Raw genomic sequence first — 16,699 nt, 5'->3', positions numbered from 1 at the left:
CTCGCCTAGCAATGTTCCATGAAGGGAGAAAGACCATGGACGAGGACGCACTGAACATGAGCATCCGGCGCTTTCTCAAGAAGGTCGGTATCACCTCCCAGCGGGAGATCGAGACCGCGGCCCGTGCCCTGGCGGAGGAGGGCCGGTTGCCGCAGGGCAGCGTTGCGGTAACGGTGACCCTGCGTTGCGAGGAACTTGGCGTTGAGCATCATGTCGATGGGGAGCTCGAGCTCAGGGACTGAGCGCCTACAAGGCGAGCGGCCCCTGGAACGGTTCCACGGTCACGGGATCCCCGGCGCCGATCTCGGCGCCCTCCCGTGGCAGGACGATGAAGCAGTCGGCGGCGCTCATGGAACGCAGTATGCCGGAACCCTGGCGGCCGAAGGGGGTGACCTCCGGCTGTCCGTCCGTGCCGCTTGCGAGCATGCCTCGCTGGAACTCCAGTAGTCCGGGCTTCTTGTGCAGCGCATTGGTGCAGCGGGCGGTGAACCGTAGCGGCGGTCGGGGGGTCTCCCCGGAGAGGTGACGCAGGGCCGGCGCCACGATCTGGGTGAAGGTGACCATGGACGAGACGGGATTGCCCGGAAGGCCGAAGAAGGCCGCGCCGCCGATATGGCCGAAGGCCAAGGGGCGTCCGGGCTTGACCGAGACCCGCCAGAAACCGATCTCGCCGATCTCCGAGAGGACCGTGGTCACGTAGTCCGCGGAGCCGACGGAGACGCCGCCGGAGGTGAGGATCACATCGGCGCGGTGGGCCGCCTCGTTCAAGGCCCGCCGCAGCTCCTCGGGATCATCCCGCACCACCCCCAGGTCCACGGCCTCCACGCCCAGGCGCGAGAGCATGCCATGCAGGGTATAGCGGTTGCTGTCGTAGACGTCGCCTTCCCCCAGCGGCTGGCCCACCGAGCGCAACTCGTCACCGGTGGAGAAGAAGGCCACGCGCGGCCGATAGCGGACGTCCGCCTCGGCCCGCCCCACGGATGCCAGGACGCCCAGGTCCGCTGCAGTGAGCCGCCTGCCGGCCTCGAGGACGGTGCCGCCGCGGGGGAGGTCCTCGCCGGCGCGACGGATGTTGGCACCGGGCTCCGGGCAGCGCTCGACCCGTAGGTGATCGCCGTCGGCCGCGCAGTGCTCCTGCATGACGACCGTGTCGGCGCCCGCCGGGACCACGCCGCCGGTCATGATCCGCACGCATTCGCCGGGCCCTACCGCTGATCCATAGGGGTGGCCGGCGAGGGCATCGCCTATGATGCGCAGCGGACCGGCGAGGGCGTCGGCATGGCGCAGGGCATAGCCGTCCATGGCGGAGTTGTCGCGCAGGGGGACGTCGCGGTCCGCGGTCACCGTCTCCGCGAGCACTCGGCCGAGGGCGCCGCGCACCGGAACCCGCTCGATCAGGGTGGCCGGCGTGAGGGCGCCGCGGATGCGTGCCAGTGCCTCGTCGAGGGTGATGGCGGGGCTGTCGTGGCCGCCGCCGGTCGGTCCGGATCCGCTCATGGTGCCGTCCTCTGCAGCAGTGCCGTCATGCGGTCGCGCTCCTCCGGCGTGTTCACGTTGGCGAAGGCCTCGGGCACGTCACTGAAGTCCACCTCCACCGTCCGCCGGCCACGGAACCAGTGGGCGATGCGGCGCTGTCCCGCCGAGACCTCCGCCGCGAGGCTCCCCGTGAGCGCGGTGCGCAGCAGGGCGTGGGCCGGCTGCAGGCGCTCGCCGTCGTGGGCCGTGGCCACCTCCGCCCCTTCCGCCTCCAGGGCCCGGCGGAGACGGGCCACGAGGTCCGGTGGCAGTGCCGGCGCGTCGCAGGGCACGAAGGCAGTGAGCGGCGTGTGCACCTCGGCAAGCGCCGCGGCCATGCCGGCCAGCGGGCCCTGGAAACCGCTCCCGGCGTCGGTGATCACGGGGTGACCGTAAGCGCGATAGCGTTCGAGGCTGCGGTTGGCGCTGATGAGCACGGCATCCACCTGAGGCCGCAGGGCGCCGAGCACGTGTTCGACCAGCGGTCGCCCCGCTACCTCCACGAGGCCCTTGTCCACGCCACCCATGCGGCTGCCCTCGCCGCCGGCGAGAATAACCCCCGTGATCGCCTCCCCCGATGCGCCCATGCTCATCCCCCGGCCACCGACGGGACTACGAGCAGTTCCCGCGCGCCGGTGACGGGGGTCTCCAGGCCGTTCAGGGACCGGATGTCATCCTCGTCCAGGAAAAGGTTCACATAGGGTCGCAGGTCCCCGCCGCGGGTGAGGATGCGCGGCAGCAGCAGGGCATGGCGCTCGCCGATCCGCTCCAGGGCGTCGCGCACGCAATCCGCCTCCACCACCAGCTCGGCGTCACCGCCGGTGAAATCCCGCAGGGGGGAGGGGATGTGGACTGTGATCCGGTTCATCGTCGTCACCGATGCTGCGGATTCGCTCTCTGGCCAGTCTGCCGCCGTCACCGGCGCCGGACAACCTCCCGGATCGGCTCCGCCGCGCGCATGGCGGTGAGCACTACCCGTTCCGCCGTGCCTCGCCCGATGGCCGTCCGGGCCGCCTCCCGCGCCCCCTGCAGGCGCGCGTCGTCGTCGACCTGGTTGATCACCGCCACGAGCCGGGCCCGGCCCACGCCCTTACCTGCCCCCTCCGGCGACGCGATTAGCTTGGCCAGATGCTCCGGTCGGAGGGGCTCCCCGGGAGCGGCGCCGATCACCGGGCCCAGCCGTTCCGGGCGGTGGGCGACGGCCTCGTCCAGGGGCGCCCCGAGGACGGCGGCGGAACACAGGTGCAGCACCACGTCGGTGGCCGCGGGGATGATCGGCTCGTCCTGCCGCGGGGCCTTGATCCCGCGCATGCGGGCCCCGTCGGCCTTGACCAGGGTCAGCCCGCGTCCGGCTTCATGGTGTAGGTCCGCAATGAGCTCCGGCGCGACGCCTGCGACCCGGCCAGGCTTGTCCGAGGGTCCGGCATAGGCCAGACGGCGGTGTTCGCCCGCCGCGAGGACGGATGCCTGCAACTCGGCACCCGAGGCCAGTATCCGCCGATCCCACAGCCGTCGGGGCGGCGGCGTGGTGAATACCGTCGCAGTGAGGGCATAGGATCCCGGCCAGAGTCCGGCGATGCGATAGAGGGTCGTCTTCTTGCCGCCGGCGCCCACGGCGCAGACGATCCCCCCTTCGATTCCCAGTGCCTCGAGCAGCCCGGTCATGGTGCCGACTCCGTGAGGGACGCCCGGACGCTCAGGATACCGGGGAGGAAACCCGCCATCAGGTACCAGTGCGCACCGCCGTCGTTACTCGCGAAGAGGTGGCCGCTGGAGGTGCCCAGATACAGGCCGGTGGGGGTGAGGGGGTCGCTGTCCAGGCCGTCCCGCAGGATGGTGACGAAGACGTTCTCCTGGGGCAGCCCTTGCTCGAGGGGTCGCCAGTGCAGCCCGGCGTCGCTGCTGGTGTAGACCCGCAGCCGGGCATCCACGGTGGCGCGCATCTGACTGTCCTGTTCCGGCACCGTGTAGAGCCGGTCGCGATCGGCGGGGTCGGTGGCCAGCGCGTAGCCGAAGTCGCTGGGGAGGCCGTCGGTGACCTCCTCCCAGTGGGCCCCGTGATCATCGCTGACATAGACGCCGTTGTGACTTTGCTGGTAGAGCCGCCCGCCACCGGCGGGGTGCACCAGCAGCCGGTGCACGCAGTGCCCGGCCTCCGGTGCGCGGCCGGGGAGATAGGGCGCGCGAACGCCGTGATTGCAGGGGACCCAGTGGCCGCCGGCATCGTCGGAGCGGAATACCCCGCCGGCGGACAGGGCGGCGTAGAGGCGCTCGGGATCGTCGGGATCCACCTGTACGGAATGTACGGCGAGCCCGCCCTTCGCCGGGGACCAGAGCCGGCGGGTGGGGTGGTTGTTGAAACCCGGCAGCGGCTGCCAGCTGCCACCCGCATCATGGGAGACGAACAGCCCCGCGGGCTCGATGCCGGCGTACAGGGTGTCCGGCCGCTGTGGTGGGCCCGGTGCGAGGCACCAGATCATCCGCAGCTGCTCGGGGGTGTCGTCAGTGCCGAAGCGCGGCACCTCGGCCAGGGCCTGCCAGCTGTGGCCGGCGTCCTCGCTCCTGTAGACGTGGATCCCCCACACCGGGTGATGGGCCGCGGCATAGCCGCGCCGGGGGTCGCGCGGATCGAGGAAGGCCGCCTGGATCTCGTAGCCGGCGAGATGGGGACCCTCCAGGCGCCAGTGTTGCCGTTCCCTGTCGCCGCGCGCCACAAACAGGCCCTTGCGTGTCCCCACCAATACCGCTATGCGACTTTCCTGCGTTGCCATCGTGTTGGCCGTATCCGCGGTTTCCTGATCCGCGTACATATACTATACCGTCAAGGTCTAGGTGAACGTGGTGTGACCACGCCGGGAGGAGGGTGCCATGCGGCTGCTGCGATGTCTGCGCCTCGACGATTCCGACGATCACGCGTACCCGCGCGCCGCCCATGCCGGTGAGTGGCTGGTGACCGGCACCTTTGCGTTCACCTTCAGTGACCGGGATCCCGACGCCCTCGTCGGGGGGGAACGGGCAGCCTTCGAGGGTGGCTTCCTGGGCCTGGAGAGCTTCGGCTGGTCGACCCTGGCGGTAGTCGCGGAGATCGGGGATCTGGACTATCGCCGGTTGGCGGAGGTGTTGGCGGCGCACCTGCGTGACCAGTACGGGGCGCCGGGGCTGGAGGCGGCGCTGGAGGAGGCCCGCCGCGAGCTCGACTACACCGCCTCCCTCGCTGATGCCCCGGTCAATACCATCTTCTCGCTGCAACGACGACTCACCGGCGAGGGTGTCGCCGAGCAGATCCGCATTCACCGGCCGCAGCCCGCCGACTGGCAGGCGGGCCAACCGATACGCTTCGTCCCGGAGGGTACCTCGTGAGCACGACGGCGCCCGAGGTCACGGTCCTCCCCGTCAGCGTCCTCATGCGCTGTACGCAGCGGGTGCATCGCGGCTGGTCCTATCCCGCCTGGGAGGTGGCCGGATTGCTTCCCGACGAGGAAGGCCACGGAGAGACGCCGAGCGGCGGTGTCGTGCACGCGGTGGAGGGCACCTCCGACTACCTCTGGCGCGGGCTTCGTTTCCGGCTGGTGCGCTCCAACGCCGAGACCTACTGGTTCAATCTCACCGGCACCCGGCCGCGGGCCTTCGTGATCTGCCGGCCGGACAGCGCCGGGCAGCTGGTGCCGGTAATGGTGACCCTGGACCAGGACGAGGCCACGCGGCAGCTCGAGGGCGACGGCGAGGTCTTCGAGGTGGTGATCCCGGCGCCGGTACAGGAGGTACTGGAGCGTTTCGTGATGACGCACTATCAGCCCCGGCCCAGGCGCCGGGGCCGACGGAGGTCCAGCGATGACGACGGCCGATGACCCCCAGGGCGGGGACCCGCCCGGCGGCGAGCCTTTCCTGCGGCGCTGGTCGCGGCGCAAGCGCGACGTCGGCGATGATGCACCGCCGCCTGCCGCCGATACTTCGGAACCCGGCGCCAGCGTGTCGGAGGCGACACCGGGGGATGACCCCGAGGGGGGCGGCGATCCCGCGGTGCTCACGGACGACGACATGCCCCCGGTGGAGAGCCTCACCGAGGATACGGACGTCAGCGGCTTCTTCTCCGAGGGGGTCAGCGAGGCGCTACGCCGCCAGGCCCTGCGCCGGCTGTTTCGCATGCCCAAGTTCCAGCTCCGCGACGGGCTGGATGACTACGACGGCGACTATCGCGCCTTCACGCCCCTCGGCGATACCGTGACCTCGGATATGCGGCTGCAGTCGGAGCGCCGCCTCGCCGCCGAGCAGGACCAGGCCGCCACCGGGGAGGAGTCCCGCACGGATGCGACCGCCGAGGGGCAGCAGGCGGGCACCCCGGAGGGGGCCGTTGAAGGCGAGCTCGCCGGGGACACCGGCGCATACAGCCGGGATACCGGTACGGCGCCGCAAGATTCACCCGTGGATGGAGAGGATCATGGAGATCGGCCTTCAGGCGCTTGATCTGCCGGAAGGGGCCAGTGCTGCGCGCCAGGCCGCCCTTGAGGTGCTGGCCCGGGCGCGCCTGCAACTGGAGGGGTTCGTCGACTACGAGGCCGGGCGGGAGCTGCTGGTGCTCGGGCCGGGGGAACGCGCCCTCGAGGCCCTCCGCGCCCTTGACGGTGCCCTGGAATGCGCCGTGGTGGACGAGGACGGTAGCGCCGGCGGTGGCGAGGCGGCGGCCCACGTCATCGCGGTGGGTCGCCCCGAGGGTGTCGCCGGCCATCTCGGGGCCTTCGAGGCGTGGATCCAGCGCGACGGTGCCGTGCGCAATCTGGCGTCCCTGTGGCGTCAGGGACGCACCTGTTTCGACCAGGTGCTCGATCTCTCCCCCGCGCCTCACCTGGAGGTGGAGCGCCCGCCGGTGGGCTACCACCGCGTGGGGGAGGACGCCGAGGCCCTCACGCAGGCGTTGCGGGATCTCCCGCAGCTGATCGGGGGCTTCCGTAAGCCCCGCTATTTCGCCTATCAGGAGATGCTCTGTGCCCATGGCAGCCGCCGCATCGGTGGCTGTACGCGCTGTCTCGACGCCTGCGCCACTGGTGCCATACGCTCACTCGGTGAGCGGGTGCAGGTTGACCCCTATCTCTGCCAGGGCTGCGGCAGCTGCGCCACGGTCTGCCCCTCGGGGGCCATGGCCTATGCCTTCCCGGATGCCACCGATCTGCTCGGGGTCCTTCGAAGCGCCGTGGATGCCTACCGCAGTCACGAGGCCCCGCCGCCCTGCATCCTCTTCCATGATGACGATGCGGGGGCCGAGCTCCTGCAGGCGATGGCCGACGAGCTCCCGGAGCGCGTGCTGCCGGTGGCGGTGGAGGACGTCGGCAGCGTTGGCCCCGAGGTGTGGACGGCGCTGCTCGCCTTCGGCGTCTCCGATGTCCTCATCCTGTTGCCGCCGGCACCGGAGCCCAGCCTGGCGGCGGCGACCCGTTCGCAACGACACTTCGCCGGGGAGGTGCTCGAGGGCATCGGCCTGTCGGCGGGGTGCGTTCGTGTGGCGGGGGGCGCCGTGGAGCTGCGGGAAGCGCTGGGCGAGCTCAGCGAGCGTGCCCCCCGGAGCCTGGAGACCCATTTCAGCGTCAGCGGCAGCAAACGCGAGGTCTGGCAGCGCGCGTTGTTCGCCCTCGCCGATCCACCACCGGCCGCCTTCACGCTGAGTCCGGGCGCCCCCTTCGGTACCGTCGCAGTCGACGACTCTGCCTGCACCCTCTGTATGGCCTGTGCCTCGGTGTGCCCGGTGGAGGCGTTGAGCAGCGCGGGCTCCAGCCCGCAGCTGCTTTTTGCCGAGGACCGCTGCGTACAGTGCGGGATCTGCGAGCGGGCCTGCCCGGAGGACGCCATCACCCTGGCACCGCGCATGGATGTCCATGCGCAGACCGCCGCCGAGCCCCGGGTGGTCCACGAGGAACGGCCGTTCCACTGCGTGAGCTGTGGCAAGGCCTTCGCCACCGAGGGGGTGATCGACCGTATTACCTCCCAGCTCGCCGAACACTGGATGTTCGCTGATGAGCGCTCGATGAGGCGGCTGAAGATGTGCGAGGAGTGCCGGGTGCGTGATCTCCTTGCCGAAGAGGGTGGCCTGGAGCGTTACCGGTGACGGCGCTGCGATAATGCGCTGCAACGTCGAAAATATTTGCGACACCCGCGACTTCTGTCTATACCAGTACAGTAAGCCGCCCCAGGGAGGAGCGCTTGATGGTTGACGATGATGGGCCGGGTATGGATACGGATGATGCCATCCGGGGCGAGACCTATCGCCTGCTGGCCCGCTTGTTCGCGCCACCGCCGGATCGTCGTTTGCTTGATGCGCTGGTCGCGGCGCGGCGGCCCGAGACCACCGGCCCGGTGGCCGAGGCTTGGGCGAATCTCGGTGAGGCCGCCGGTTCGGCCCCCGTCGATGTCCTCGACGGAGAATTCCAGGACCTGTTCATCGGCCTCGGTCGCGGCGAGGTCGTCCCCTACGCCAGCTGGTACCTCACCGGCTTCCTGATGGGCCGCCCCCTGGTGGCCCTGCGCTCACGGTTGGGGGATCTCGGCTTTGAGCGCCAGGAGGGTGTCAGCGAGCCGGAGGATCACATCGCCGCCCTGTTCGACGTTATGGGTACCCTTGCCGCGCCCGATGAGGGTGCCGACCTGGGCGTCCAGCGGGGCTTTTTCGCCGAGTTCCTGGCCCCCTGGGTGGAGCGCTTCATGGGGGATGTGCAGGGCGCACCGAGCGCGGATTTCTATGCGGCCGCGGCCCGTCTCGGCGAGCGCTTTGCCGTCCTGGAGAAGCAGTACCTGGGGCTGGCCGCCGATGACAATCCCCTTCGTTCCGGGAGAGCAATGCCATGACCGATAAGACACCCACCTCCCTTCCCCGGAGGCGTTTCCTACGCGGTGTCGCCGCCGGCGGTACGTTGGCGGCCGGTGCCGCCGCGGCCGGGGTGAGGGTGAGCGCCGATACCGCGCGTGCGGACAAGCCCGCTGGCAAGGACGACGCCGGCCGGGCACGGGGTTACCAGGAGAGCGAGCACGTGCGTCGGTACTACGACCTGGCCCGGTTCTGAGCCGCCACGGGCCAGCAGGGGGAGAGAGACGATGAAACTGATCCGCAAGCAGGTAGATACGGACACCGCTGCAGCGGGGCACGGGACGGGCGCGACCGGCATCCTCTCGGCCCCCATGGACCGGCGCGCCTTCCTGCGTCGTTCCGGGCTCGCCGCCGGCGCCGGTGCGCTGGGCGCCGCCGCGCTGGGGCCGAGCATGATGCGCCGGGCCGAGGCCCAGGACGAGGACCACACGCGCCGGCCCGATGTGGCCACGGAGATCCGCCGCTCGGTGTGTACCCACTGCTCGGTGGGCTGCGGCGTGATGGCCGAGGTGCAGAACGGCGTCTGGACCGGCCAGGAGCCGGACTTCGACTCGCCGTTCAACCTCGGCGGCCATTGCGCCAAGGGGGCCTCCGTGCGAGAGCACGGCATGGGCGAGAAGCGGCTGAAGTACCCGATGAAGCTCGAAGGCGGGCGTTGGCGGCGCATCGACTGGGATCAGGCGGTGGAGGAAATCGGCGATGAGTTCCTCCGGATCCGCGAGGAGCACGGGCCGGATGCCATCTTCTGGTGCGGCTCGTCGAAGGCGAGCAACGAGGGTTCCTACCTGCAGCGGAAGTTCGCCGCCTTCTGGGGCAGCAACAACATCGACCACCAGGCCCGAATCTGCCATTCCACCACCGTCGCCGGGGTGGCCAACACCTGGGGCTACGGGGCGATGACGAATTCCTTCAATGATATCCATAACGCCAAGTCGGCGATCTTCATCGGCAGCAACGCCGCCGAGGCGCATCCGGTGGCGATGCAGCACATCCTCCGGGCCAAGGAGAACGGCTGCCGCGTCATCGTCTGTGACCCCCGTTTCACCCGTACCGCCGCCCACGCCGACCTCTACGTGCGACTGCGCCCGGGTACGGACATCCCGTTGGTCTGGGGCCTGCTCTGGCACATCTTCGGCAATGGCTGGGAACACAGCGACTATATCGCCCAGCGCGTCTACGGCATGGACAAGGTCCGCGCCGAAGTGGAGCAGTGGACGCCGGAGGTGGTCGAGGATATCACCGGCGTGCCGGAGGATACGGTCCGCGAGGCGGCCCGGGTCCTGGCGGAGAACCACCCCGGTACCATCGTGTGGTGCATGGGCGGGACCCAGCACCACATCGGCAACAACAACACCCGGGCCTACTGCATCCTCCAGCTGGCCCTGGGCAACATCGGCGTCAGCGGCGGCGGTGCCAATATCTTCCGCGGCCATGACAACGTGCAGGGTGCCACCGATGTGGGTCCCAACAGCCACACCCTGCCCGGTTACTATGGGCTGTCGGAGGGCGCTTGGCGGCACTGGTGCCGGGTCTGGGACGTGGATTATGAGTGGCTACGGGGGCGCTTCGACACCTCTCAGCAGTACGACGCCGGCGGCGGCAGCATGGCCTACACCATGAATATCGAGGGCATCCCGGTGTCCCGCTGGGTGGACGGCGTCCTCGAATCCCCGGAGAACCTCTCCCAGCGAAGCAACTTCAAGGCGGTGTTCTTCCAAGGCCACGCGGTGAACTCCCAGTCCCGCGGCGTGGACATGAAGAAGGCCGTCGAGCAGCTGGATTTGGTGGTGATCTCGGACCCTTATCCCACCCATCTGGCGGTGATGAGCGAGCGCAGCGACGGGGTCTACCTGCTGCCCACCTGTACCCAGTTCGAGCAGCCGGGCTCGGTGACCGCCTCCAACCGATCCCTGCAGTGGCGGGAGAAGGTCGTCGAGCCGCTGTTCGAGTCCAAGACCGATGCCGAGATCCTCTATCTCTTCGCCGAGAAGTTCGGCTTCGCCGAGGAGATGTTCAAGCACATCGCCGTGGAGGACGGGATGCCGAGCGTCGAGGACACCCTGCGGGAGATCAACCGCGGCACCTGGACCATCGGCTATACCGGCCAGAGCCCCGAGCGATTGAAGCGTCACACTGAGCAGCGGGCCACCTTCGACACCACCACGCTGCAAGCGGTAGGCGGGCCACTGGATGGCGAGTACTACGGCCTGCCCTGGCCGTGCTGGGGGACGGCGGAGATGGGGCACCCCGGCACCCCCATCCTCTACGACACCAGCAAACCGGTGGCCGAGGGCGGCCTGTGCTTCCGTGCACGCTTCGGGGTGGAGCGCGACGGCGAGACCCTGCTGGCGGAGGGTTCCTATCCGGAGGGCTCGGAGATCGAGGACGGTCACCCCGAATTCACCTTCGGCATGCTGCGCCAGCTCGGCTGGGCCGGGGATCTCACCGGCGACGAGATGGATGTGATCCGGGCGGTGGCCGGCGCCTCCGGCGACGGCAGTGACGGTGCCCTCGACGGCGTCAACTGGAAGACCGACCTCTCCGGCGGGATCCAGCGGGTGGCCATCGCCCACGGCTGCGCGCCGTTCGGCAACGCGAAGGCCCGCTGTGAGGTCTGGCAATTCCCGGACCCGATCCCGGTGCACCGGGAGCCGTTGTACACGCCGCGCTTCGATCTGGTGGAGCAGTACCGGACCTATGAGGACCGCAAGGCCCTGTGGCGGTTGCCGACCCGGTACGACTCGATCCAGCAGACCGACCACTCGCGACAGTATCCCCTGGTGTTCACCAGCGGCCGGCTGACCGAGTACGAGGGCGGCGGCGAGGAGACACGCTCCAACTCCTGGCTTGCCGAGCTGCAGCAGGAGATGTTCGTGGAGATCAACCCGGCCGATGCCAACGACCGCGCCCTCGAGGACGGCCAGTGGGTGTGGCTGGAGGGCCCCGAGGGGGGCCGCATCAAGGTCCGCGCAATGGTGACACCCCGCGTGGGCCGCGGTGTGGTCTGGACGCCCTTCCACTTCGGCGGCTGGTTCCAGGGCGAGGACCTGTTGGATCGCTATCCGGAAGGGACGGCGCCCATCGTCCGCGGCGAGGCCTGCAACACGGCGACCACCTATGGGTATGACTCGGTGACGCTGATGCAGGAGACCAAGTCCACCCTGTGTGAGATCTCAGCGGCGTAACGGAACGGCTGGACCAGGGAGAAGACCGCCATGGCGCGAATGAAGTTTCTCTGTGACGCCGAGCGCTGCATCGAGTGCAATGCCTGCGTCACCGCCTGCAAGAACGAGAACGAGGTGCCGTGGGGCGTGAATCGCCGCCGCGTGATCACCCTCAACGACGGTGTCCCCGGGGAGAAGTCCATCTCCGTGGCGTGCATGCACTGCACCGATGCCCCCTGCGCGGCGGTCTGCCCGGTGGACTGCTTCTATACCACCGAGGATGGCATCGTCCTCCACGACAAGGACCTCTGCATCGGCTGCGGCTATTGCTTCTATGCCTGCCCGTTCGGGGCACCGCAGTATCCGCAACAGGAGGCCTTCGGCGTCCGCGGCAAGATGGACAAATGCACCTTCTGTGCCGGCGGGCCGGAGGAGGACAACAGTGCCGAGGAGTACGAGCGCTACGGCAGCAATCGCATCGCCGAGGGTAAGCTGCCGGCCTGCGCGGAGATGTGCTCGACGAAGGCCCTGCTGGCCGGTGACGGCGACATGGTGGCGGACATCTACCGCGAGCGGGTGATGCGCCGCTCCGGTCGTCCTTCCACCTGGGGCTGGGAGAAGGCCTACGGGGCCGGCGTCTAGCCGGGGGGAGGGATTATGAGCCGAATGCTGCCTGCCGGCCTGCTGGTCCTCCTCGTCTCCGGGGTCGGCCTGTCGGGCTGCTACGAGGATACGGACGTGACCCTCTATGAGCCCGGCCAGTACAAAGGTAGCTCCGACCCATTGCTGGCGAAGTTGCGGGACGGTGAGCTCCGGGAGCGCCTGAACCGTCGCTTCGAGCAGGTCCAGAAGGATCGCTAGGGATCCCGCCGCCGGAGGCGGGATGACCCGGAGGAGGTCGAGAACATGAGACAAGGTACCCATCGCCGGGCCATCCTCTGGAGTCTGGCGTTCATTGTCGCGGCGGCGATCCTGCTGCCCATGAGCGGCTACGTGTACGTTGCGTTCGCCCAGCAGGAGGCGGACAACCCCACTGCCGCGGTGGCCGAGCGGGGAGGCGCTGCCCTGGGGGCGCAAGGGTGGCAAGGTGACAATCCGCGGGCCGAGAGCTGGCGGCAGGCGCGCCAGGGGAATGCCGGGGTGACCACCGTCGGCGGGCCCGAGGCAGGCGTGCTGATCCAGAACGGCGGCGAGAACTGGCGCCAGGTCCGCAACGGGCCGGTGGCGGGGCTGACACCGTGGCTGATGGCCATCGCCCTGGTGGGTATCGCCCTCGTATGGGTGATCTCCGGCCGTCATCGCCTCCACGAGCCACGCTCGGGCTATGTGGTACCCCGCTGGAAGCTCTGGGAGCGGGTGCTGCACTGGGTGGTTGCGACGCTGTTCATCATCCTGGCGATCACCGGTTTGAGCCTCCTGTTCGGGCGCGCCGTGCTGATCCCCGTGCTGGGCCCCGAGGGGTTCGCCGCCTGGGCCACGGTGGCCATGAACCTGCACAATTACATCGGCCCCTTCTTCACCCTGTGCGTCGCCGTGATGGTCCTCGCGTGGGTGTGGTTCAACATCCCCAGTCGAGAGGATTGGGGTTGGTTCAAGGCCGGCGGCGGTTTCCTCAAGGGGCGCACCCTCCATGCCGGGCGCTTCAATGGTGGGGAGAAGGTCTGGTTCTGGTTCGTGGCCCTGGTGGGGGGCGCGGTCTGCGTCACCGGGGTCATCCTAGACTTCCCGAACCTGGAGCAGACCCGTTCCACCATGCAGACCGCCAACATCATCCATGCCGTGGCCGCCATCGCCTGGATCTCGTTGTTCTTCGGCCATGCCTACATCGGCACCGTGGGTACCGAGGGCGCCCTGGAGGGGATGACCACCGGTTACGTCTCCCGGGAGTGGGCGACGCAGCACCATGATCGCTGGTACGAGCAGGTCAAGGACCGGGAACAGCCCGAGTCGGCGGTACGTGGTGGGGAGCGACGCCACGGGGAGAGCGACACCGCTACCTGAGCTATCTTGCGCCCGTTGCCGGGGGTATACCGATCGGGCACTCAGCCTGCGGCGGTGAAGCCGAGGCCGGTGAGGGCCTCGCGCACCTCCGGCTCGGCGAGCAGCTCCCGGAAGCGGGTCACTGCCGGCCGATCGAGCCGCGCGTCCGGGATCATGAAATCGTAGTGCTCGTCGCGCACGGGCACGAATGCCAGCCCATAGGCCCGCGCCACCGGCTCGATGGTCATTCCCCAGTCGGCGCGACCCTGGGCCACCGCGGCGGCCACGGCGTTGTGGGAGGCGGGTTGTACCCCCCAGCCCGGGGGACGGAGCCCATCGAGGAGGCGATCGATGAGCACCCGGGTCCCACTGCCATGGTTGCGGTTGACCATGACCAGATCGGGGTCGTCGCGGAGCCGCTCGGCCAGGGTCTCGAGGGGCACAGTGGTGAGGCGTTCATCGTCCGGGCGCAGGCAGATCCCCTGGCGACGCCGGTAGCCCGGGACCAGGGTAACCCCTTCCGGCAGCCAGGGGCTGTTGTAGCGATCCGTTTCGGAATCGAGCAGATGGACGCCGGCGATGTCGCAGTCGCCCCGGCCGGCGGCTGCGACGCCGCCGAGGCTGCCCACGTGCATCGAGCGCACGGCATGGCCCTCGCGACGCAGCCGCCCGAGGAGATGGTCCAGTCCCGTGCAGTGGCTGCCCACGGCCACCAGGTCGGCCGCGGTGTCCAGGCCCTCCAGGCACTGAACCTCCACCTCGCTGCCCGCGCCCATTCCGGTGCTGCGCGCGCCGATGGCGATGAATCCGTCGGCGCGGCTGAAGGCGGTCACCGCCCCGGACCCCTTGGGGCTCGGGTAGGCGGCCGGGGTGCCGTCGGCCTGGGGCAGCAGTCCCACCATGCGGTAGTCCACGCGGCCGTACTCGGAGGGCACGTCCATGGGCAGCCGTGCCGTCACCACCTCCCGCCGTCGGGGCGGCAGCCCGGCGAGTCGCCGGATCACCGGGACGATGAACTCATGGAAGGTGAAGATCGCGGAGGTGGGAAAGCCGGGCAGCACCGCTATGGCCACTCCGTCGTGCACCGCGAGACACAGGGGTTTGCCCGGGCGCAGGGCGACCCCGTGGACGAGGACGCCGGGATTCCGCAGCCGGGCCACCACCCGGTGCACCACATCCCCGGCGCCCTTGGACGTGCCACCGGAGAGCAGCACCACGTCGGCCTCCAGCGCCCGCTCCAGGGCCGACGCAATAGCGGCCTCGTCATCGGGGCAGATGCCGAGGGGCAAGGGCTCGCCGCCATTCTCCCGGACCGCGGCGGCGAGTATCGCGCCGTTGGAGTCGTATACCGCACCGGGGCGTGCCGGTGCGCCCGGTGGCAGGATCTCGTCGCCGGTGGAGAGGATGGCGATCCGCGGGCGCCGCCAGACCGGCACCTCCGCCAGGCCCACGGCAGCGAGGAGACCGATTTCGCGCGAGCCCAGGGGTTGCCCGGCATAGAGGACGGTCTCGCCGAGGGCGATATCCGAGCCGGCGTGGGTGACGAAGGCCCCCGGATGGAGCGGGCGCGAGACGGCGACGCCGCCATCCACCGTTTCGGTGTGTTCCACCATGACCACGGCATCCGCGCCGCGGGGGATCATCCCCCCGGTGGCGATGGCGCTGGCCGTGCCGCTCGACACCGTCTCCTGCGGCATCATGCCGGGGGTTAGAAGCTCCGGCGTCAGCGTCAGCGTAACCGGGGCCTCCTCCGAGGCGGAGGCGAGGTCGGAGGAGCGCACCGCGACCCCGTCGACATTGGCCCGGTCGAACCCGGGCACATCTACTGCGGCGGTGGCGTCGGCGGCCAGGACCCGACCCGGGCAGGCATCCAGCGGTAGAGGCTCGGAACCGCGCGGGGAGAGGTCCAGGGCGCTGAAGAACCGTTCGATGGCCTCTTCTCGGCTGACGGTATCGAGGAATTGGCTCTGCTCGTTGCCTTCTCGGCCAGCGCGCATGGTCGGTGTTTCCTTCGTCACATCCCCTCCACGGCTACCGCGGCGCCCCGCGGGAACCCCTCGCTTCCGTCGGCCACCCTGACCATGCCATCCACACCGGCCGGGGGCAGGAGCCCTCCCCGCCGCAGCGGCCGGATGCCGTCCTCCCCGATGGCCACGGGCACGTACTCCGTAAGCCCCGGCGCGGAGGTGATCTTGCCGGTTAGGGGGAGCGTGCCGGTGCTGACGGGTCCCCGGACGCCGGAGAGGGCCTCGAGGGCCGGTGCCACGGCCAGACGGAAGGCGGCGAAGGCAGGCCACGGCGCCCCGGGCAACCCCAGGGCCGGCACCTCCCCGAGCATACCGCCGAGCAGGGAGGTTCCGGGCCGGATGGCCGTTCCATGCCAATGGCAGTCGCCGTCCTGGCGGAGCAGCGTGGCCGCGTCATCCGCGGGGGACCACCCTGAGCCGCCGTAGAGCAGCACCAGGGCGACCCCCTCGAGCTCCGTGGGTGTACTCACGAACCGCGGCCGGACGCCCCATCGTTCCAGCTCGGAGGTTAGCAGGGGCCCAGTGATGTCCGGCCCCCTGTGGCTCCCCCTGCGGAGAAGGGCCACGACGGGGCGCGCATATACCGTTACCGTCTTCATCCAGCAGGCGGCGAGGCGGGCCCCGTCCAGGGCGGAGAGGCGGTGGCCGGCCGCCGCGAGGAGGGTCGCCGGCGGGATCTCGGCGCCGGCGGGTACGGTTCCTTCCCCCGGGGCCAGCGGTGTGGAGACCTGCAGGTGGTCCCCGTCGCGGTGGCCCTGGTGGGCGGGCAGCACGGCGTCCCGCGGGGGTGGCAGGGGCTCCCCCACGGCAATGGCCCTCGCATCGGCGTCCGGCCCCACCAGGGACAGCCGCAGGGGGGTATACAGGGAGACCCCCACGGTGGCCTCCGCCACCAGCGCATAGCCGTCCTCCGCGGCGATTGTCGTGGCGGGTAGGGCACCGCCACTTGTGGTTGGCTCGGCCACAACCCGACCGGCGGCCGACGTCGTGGCCACCGCCTCGGTCTCCGGGCAATCCGGCAGCCGGGCACGCAGCCACTCCCCGACCTCCGCCAGGGGCCGGAGCGTCCGGCCGATACTCACCCCTTCACTCCCCGAGACACGCCCGCATACCTCCCGACGGCCTTTGCGCCGACCATCCTAACGCGGGCCGCCGGGGGG

The 16,699-nt window shown here is 69.9% G+C and carries 18 protein-coding genes; 11 read left to right on the top strand and 7 right to left on the bottom strand.

Features of this window, described 5'->3' with window-relative positions; genetic code table 11:
• Positions 1-35 precede the first annotated feature (35 nt).
• Positions 36-242, top strand: a complete 207-nt coding sequence (locus ACQ754_RS04550; RefSeq protein WP_440995810.1) for a DUF6494 family protein — start codon at positions 36-38, stop codon at positions 240-242.
• 4 nt (positions 243-246) lie between these two features.
• On the opposite strand, the gene moeA is transcribed toward ACQ754_RS04550, so the two are convergent.
• The 5 genes from moeA to ACQ754_RS04525 are packed head-to-tail and all read right to left on the bottom strand — an operon-like array spanning position 247 to position 4,286.
• Positions 247-1,497: a molybdopterin molybdotransferase MoeA gene (gene moeA, locus ACQ754_RS04545; RefSeq protein ID WP_440995809.1), complete on the bottom strand. Its 1,251-nt coding sequence runs from the start codon at positions 1,495-1,497 to the stop codon at positions 247-249.
• On the bottom strand, positions 1,494-2,108 hold the full coding sequence (mobA, locus tag ACQ754_RS04540) for a molybdenum cofactor guanylyltransferase MobA (protein WP_440995808.1): 615 nt from the start codon (positions 2,106-2,108) through the stop codon (positions 1,494-1,496). Before mobA ends, moeA begins: the two co-directional genes overlap by 4 nt.
• Positions 2,105-2,383, bottom strand: a complete 279-nt coding sequence (locus tag ACQ754_RS04535; RefSeq protein WP_440995807.1) for a MoaD/ThiS family protein — start codon at positions 2,381-2,383, stop codon at positions 2,105-2,107. The genes mobA and ACQ754_RS04535 overlap by 4 nt, the downstream gene beginning before the upstream one ends.
• Positions 2,384-2,430: 47 nt before the next feature.
• Positions 2,431-3,180: a selenium cofactor biosynthesis protein YqeC gene (gene yqeC, locus ACQ754_RS04530; protein WP_440995806.1), complete on the bottom strand. Its 750-nt coding sequence runs from the start codon at positions 3,178-3,180 to the stop codon at positions 2,431-2,433.
• Positions 3,177-4,286, bottom strand: a complete 1,110-nt coding sequence (locus ACQ754_RS04525) for a WD40/YVTN/BNR-like repeat-containing protein (RefSeq protein WP_440995805.1) — start codon at positions 4,284-4,286, stop codon at positions 3,177-3,179. Before ACQ754_RS04525 ends, yqeC begins: the two co-directional genes overlap by 4 nt.
• 97 nt (positions 4,287-4,383) lie before the next feature.
• On the opposite strand from ACQ754_RS04525, the gene ACQ754_RS04520 reads away from it, so the two are divergent.
• The 10 genes from ACQ754_RS04520 to ACQ754_RS04475 all read left to right on the top strand — a co-directional run bounded on the left by ACQ754_RS04520 (position 4,384) and on the right by ACQ754_RS04475 (position 13,533).
• Positions 4,384-4,875: a DUF6505 family protein gene (locus ACQ754_RS04520; RefSeq protein ID WP_440995804.1), complete on the top strand. Its 492-nt coding sequence runs from the start codon at positions 4,384-4,386 to the stop codon at positions 4,873-4,875.
• A complete protein-coding gene (locus ACQ754_RS04515) occupies positions 4,872-5,363 on the top strand; it encodes a DUF3305 domain-containing protein (protein WP_440995803.1) in 492 nt (163 codons plus the stop codon). Before ACQ754_RS04520 ends, ACQ754_RS04515 begins: the two co-directional genes overlap by 4 nt.
• The gene (locus tag ACQ754_RS04510) at positions 5,347-5,979 is read left to right on the top strand and encodes a DUF3306 domain-containing protein (RefSeq protein ID WP_440995802.1); all 633 of its coding nucleotides are present in this window, start codon (positions 5,347-5,349) and stop codon (positions 5,977-5,979) included. Before ACQ754_RS04515 ends, ACQ754_RS04510 begins: the two co-directional genes overlap by 17 nt.
• Positions 5,954-7,612 carry a 4Fe-4S dicluster domain-containing protein gene (locus tag ACQ754_RS04505; RefSeq protein ID WP_440995801.1) on the top strand — a complete coding sequence of 553 codons (1,659 nt, stop codon included), beginning with the start codon at positions 5,954-5,956 and terminating at the stop codon, positions 7,610-7,612. The genes ACQ754_RS04510 and ACQ754_RS04505 overlap by 26 nt, the downstream gene beginning before the upstream one ends.
• Before the next feature lie 98 nt (positions 7,613-7,710).
• Positions 7,711-8,349: a TorD/DmsD family molecular chaperone gene (locus ACQ754_RS04500; protein ID WP_440995800.1), complete on the top strand. Its 639-nt coding sequence runs from the start codon at positions 7,711-7,713 to the stop codon at positions 8,347-8,349.
• Positions 8,346-8,564, top strand: coding sequence for a hypothetical protein (locus ACQ754_RS04495; protein WP_440995799.1), 219 nt, complete (start codon positions 8,346-8,348; stop codon positions 8,562-8,564). Before ACQ754_RS04500 ends, ACQ754_RS04495 begins: the two co-directional genes overlap by 4 nt.
• A gap of 31 nt (positions 8,565-8,595) precedes the next feature.
• On the top strand, positions 8,596-11,553 hold the full coding sequence (locus tag ACQ754_RS04490) for a formate dehydrogenase subunit alpha (protein WP_440995798.1): 2,958 nt from the start codon (positions 8,596-8,598) through the stop codon (positions 11,551-11,553).
• Between the two features lie 30 nt (positions 11,554-11,583).
• A complete protein-coding gene (gene fdh3B / locus ACQ754_RS04485; protein ID WP_440995797.1) occupies positions 11,584-12,174 on the top strand; it encodes a formate dehydrogenase FDH3 subunit beta in 591 nt (196 codons plus the stop codon).
• Positions 12,175-12,189: 15 nt separating this feature from the next.
• On the top strand, positions 12,190-12,393 hold the full coding sequence (locus ACQ754_RS04480) for a hypothetical protein (RefSeq protein WP_440995796.1): 204 nt from the start codon (positions 12,190-12,192) through the stop codon (positions 12,391-12,393).
• A gap of 45 nt (positions 12,394-12,438) precedes the next feature.
• Complete coding sequence (locus ACQ754_RS04475; protein WP_440995795.1) at positions 12,439-13,533, top strand: formate dehydrogenase subunit gamma; 1,095 nt, start codon at positions 12,439-12,441, stop codon at positions 13,531-13,533.
• A 41-nt stretch (positions 13,534-13,574) separates the two neighbouring features.
• Here ACQ754_RS04475 and ACQ754_RS04470 read toward each other — a convergent pair whose 3' ends face one another.
• Positions 13,575-15,509 (bottom strand): molybdopterin biosynthesis protein, encoded by a 1,935-nt coding sequence (locus tag ACQ754_RS04470; protein WP_440995794.1) that lies wholly within the window; start codon positions 15,507-15,509, stop codon positions 13,575-13,577.
• A gap of 17 nt (positions 15,510-15,526) precedes the next feature.
• Positions 15,527-16,621, bottom strand: a complete 1,095-nt coding sequence (locus tag ACQ754_RS04465) for a hypothetical protein (protein WP_440995793.1) — start codon at positions 16,619-16,621, stop codon at positions 15,527-15,529.
• Positions 16,622-16,699: the final 78 nt, after the last annotated feature.

It is taken from the genome of Arhodomonas sp. SL1 (assembly GCF_052060015.1).
Lineage (GTDB): Bacteria > Pseudomonadota > Gammaproteobacteria > Nitrococcales > Nitrococcaceae > Arhodomonas.
The sequence above is the reverse complement of the archived record's forward strand: the minus strand, read 5'-3'. Positions and strand labels throughout refer to the sequence as shown.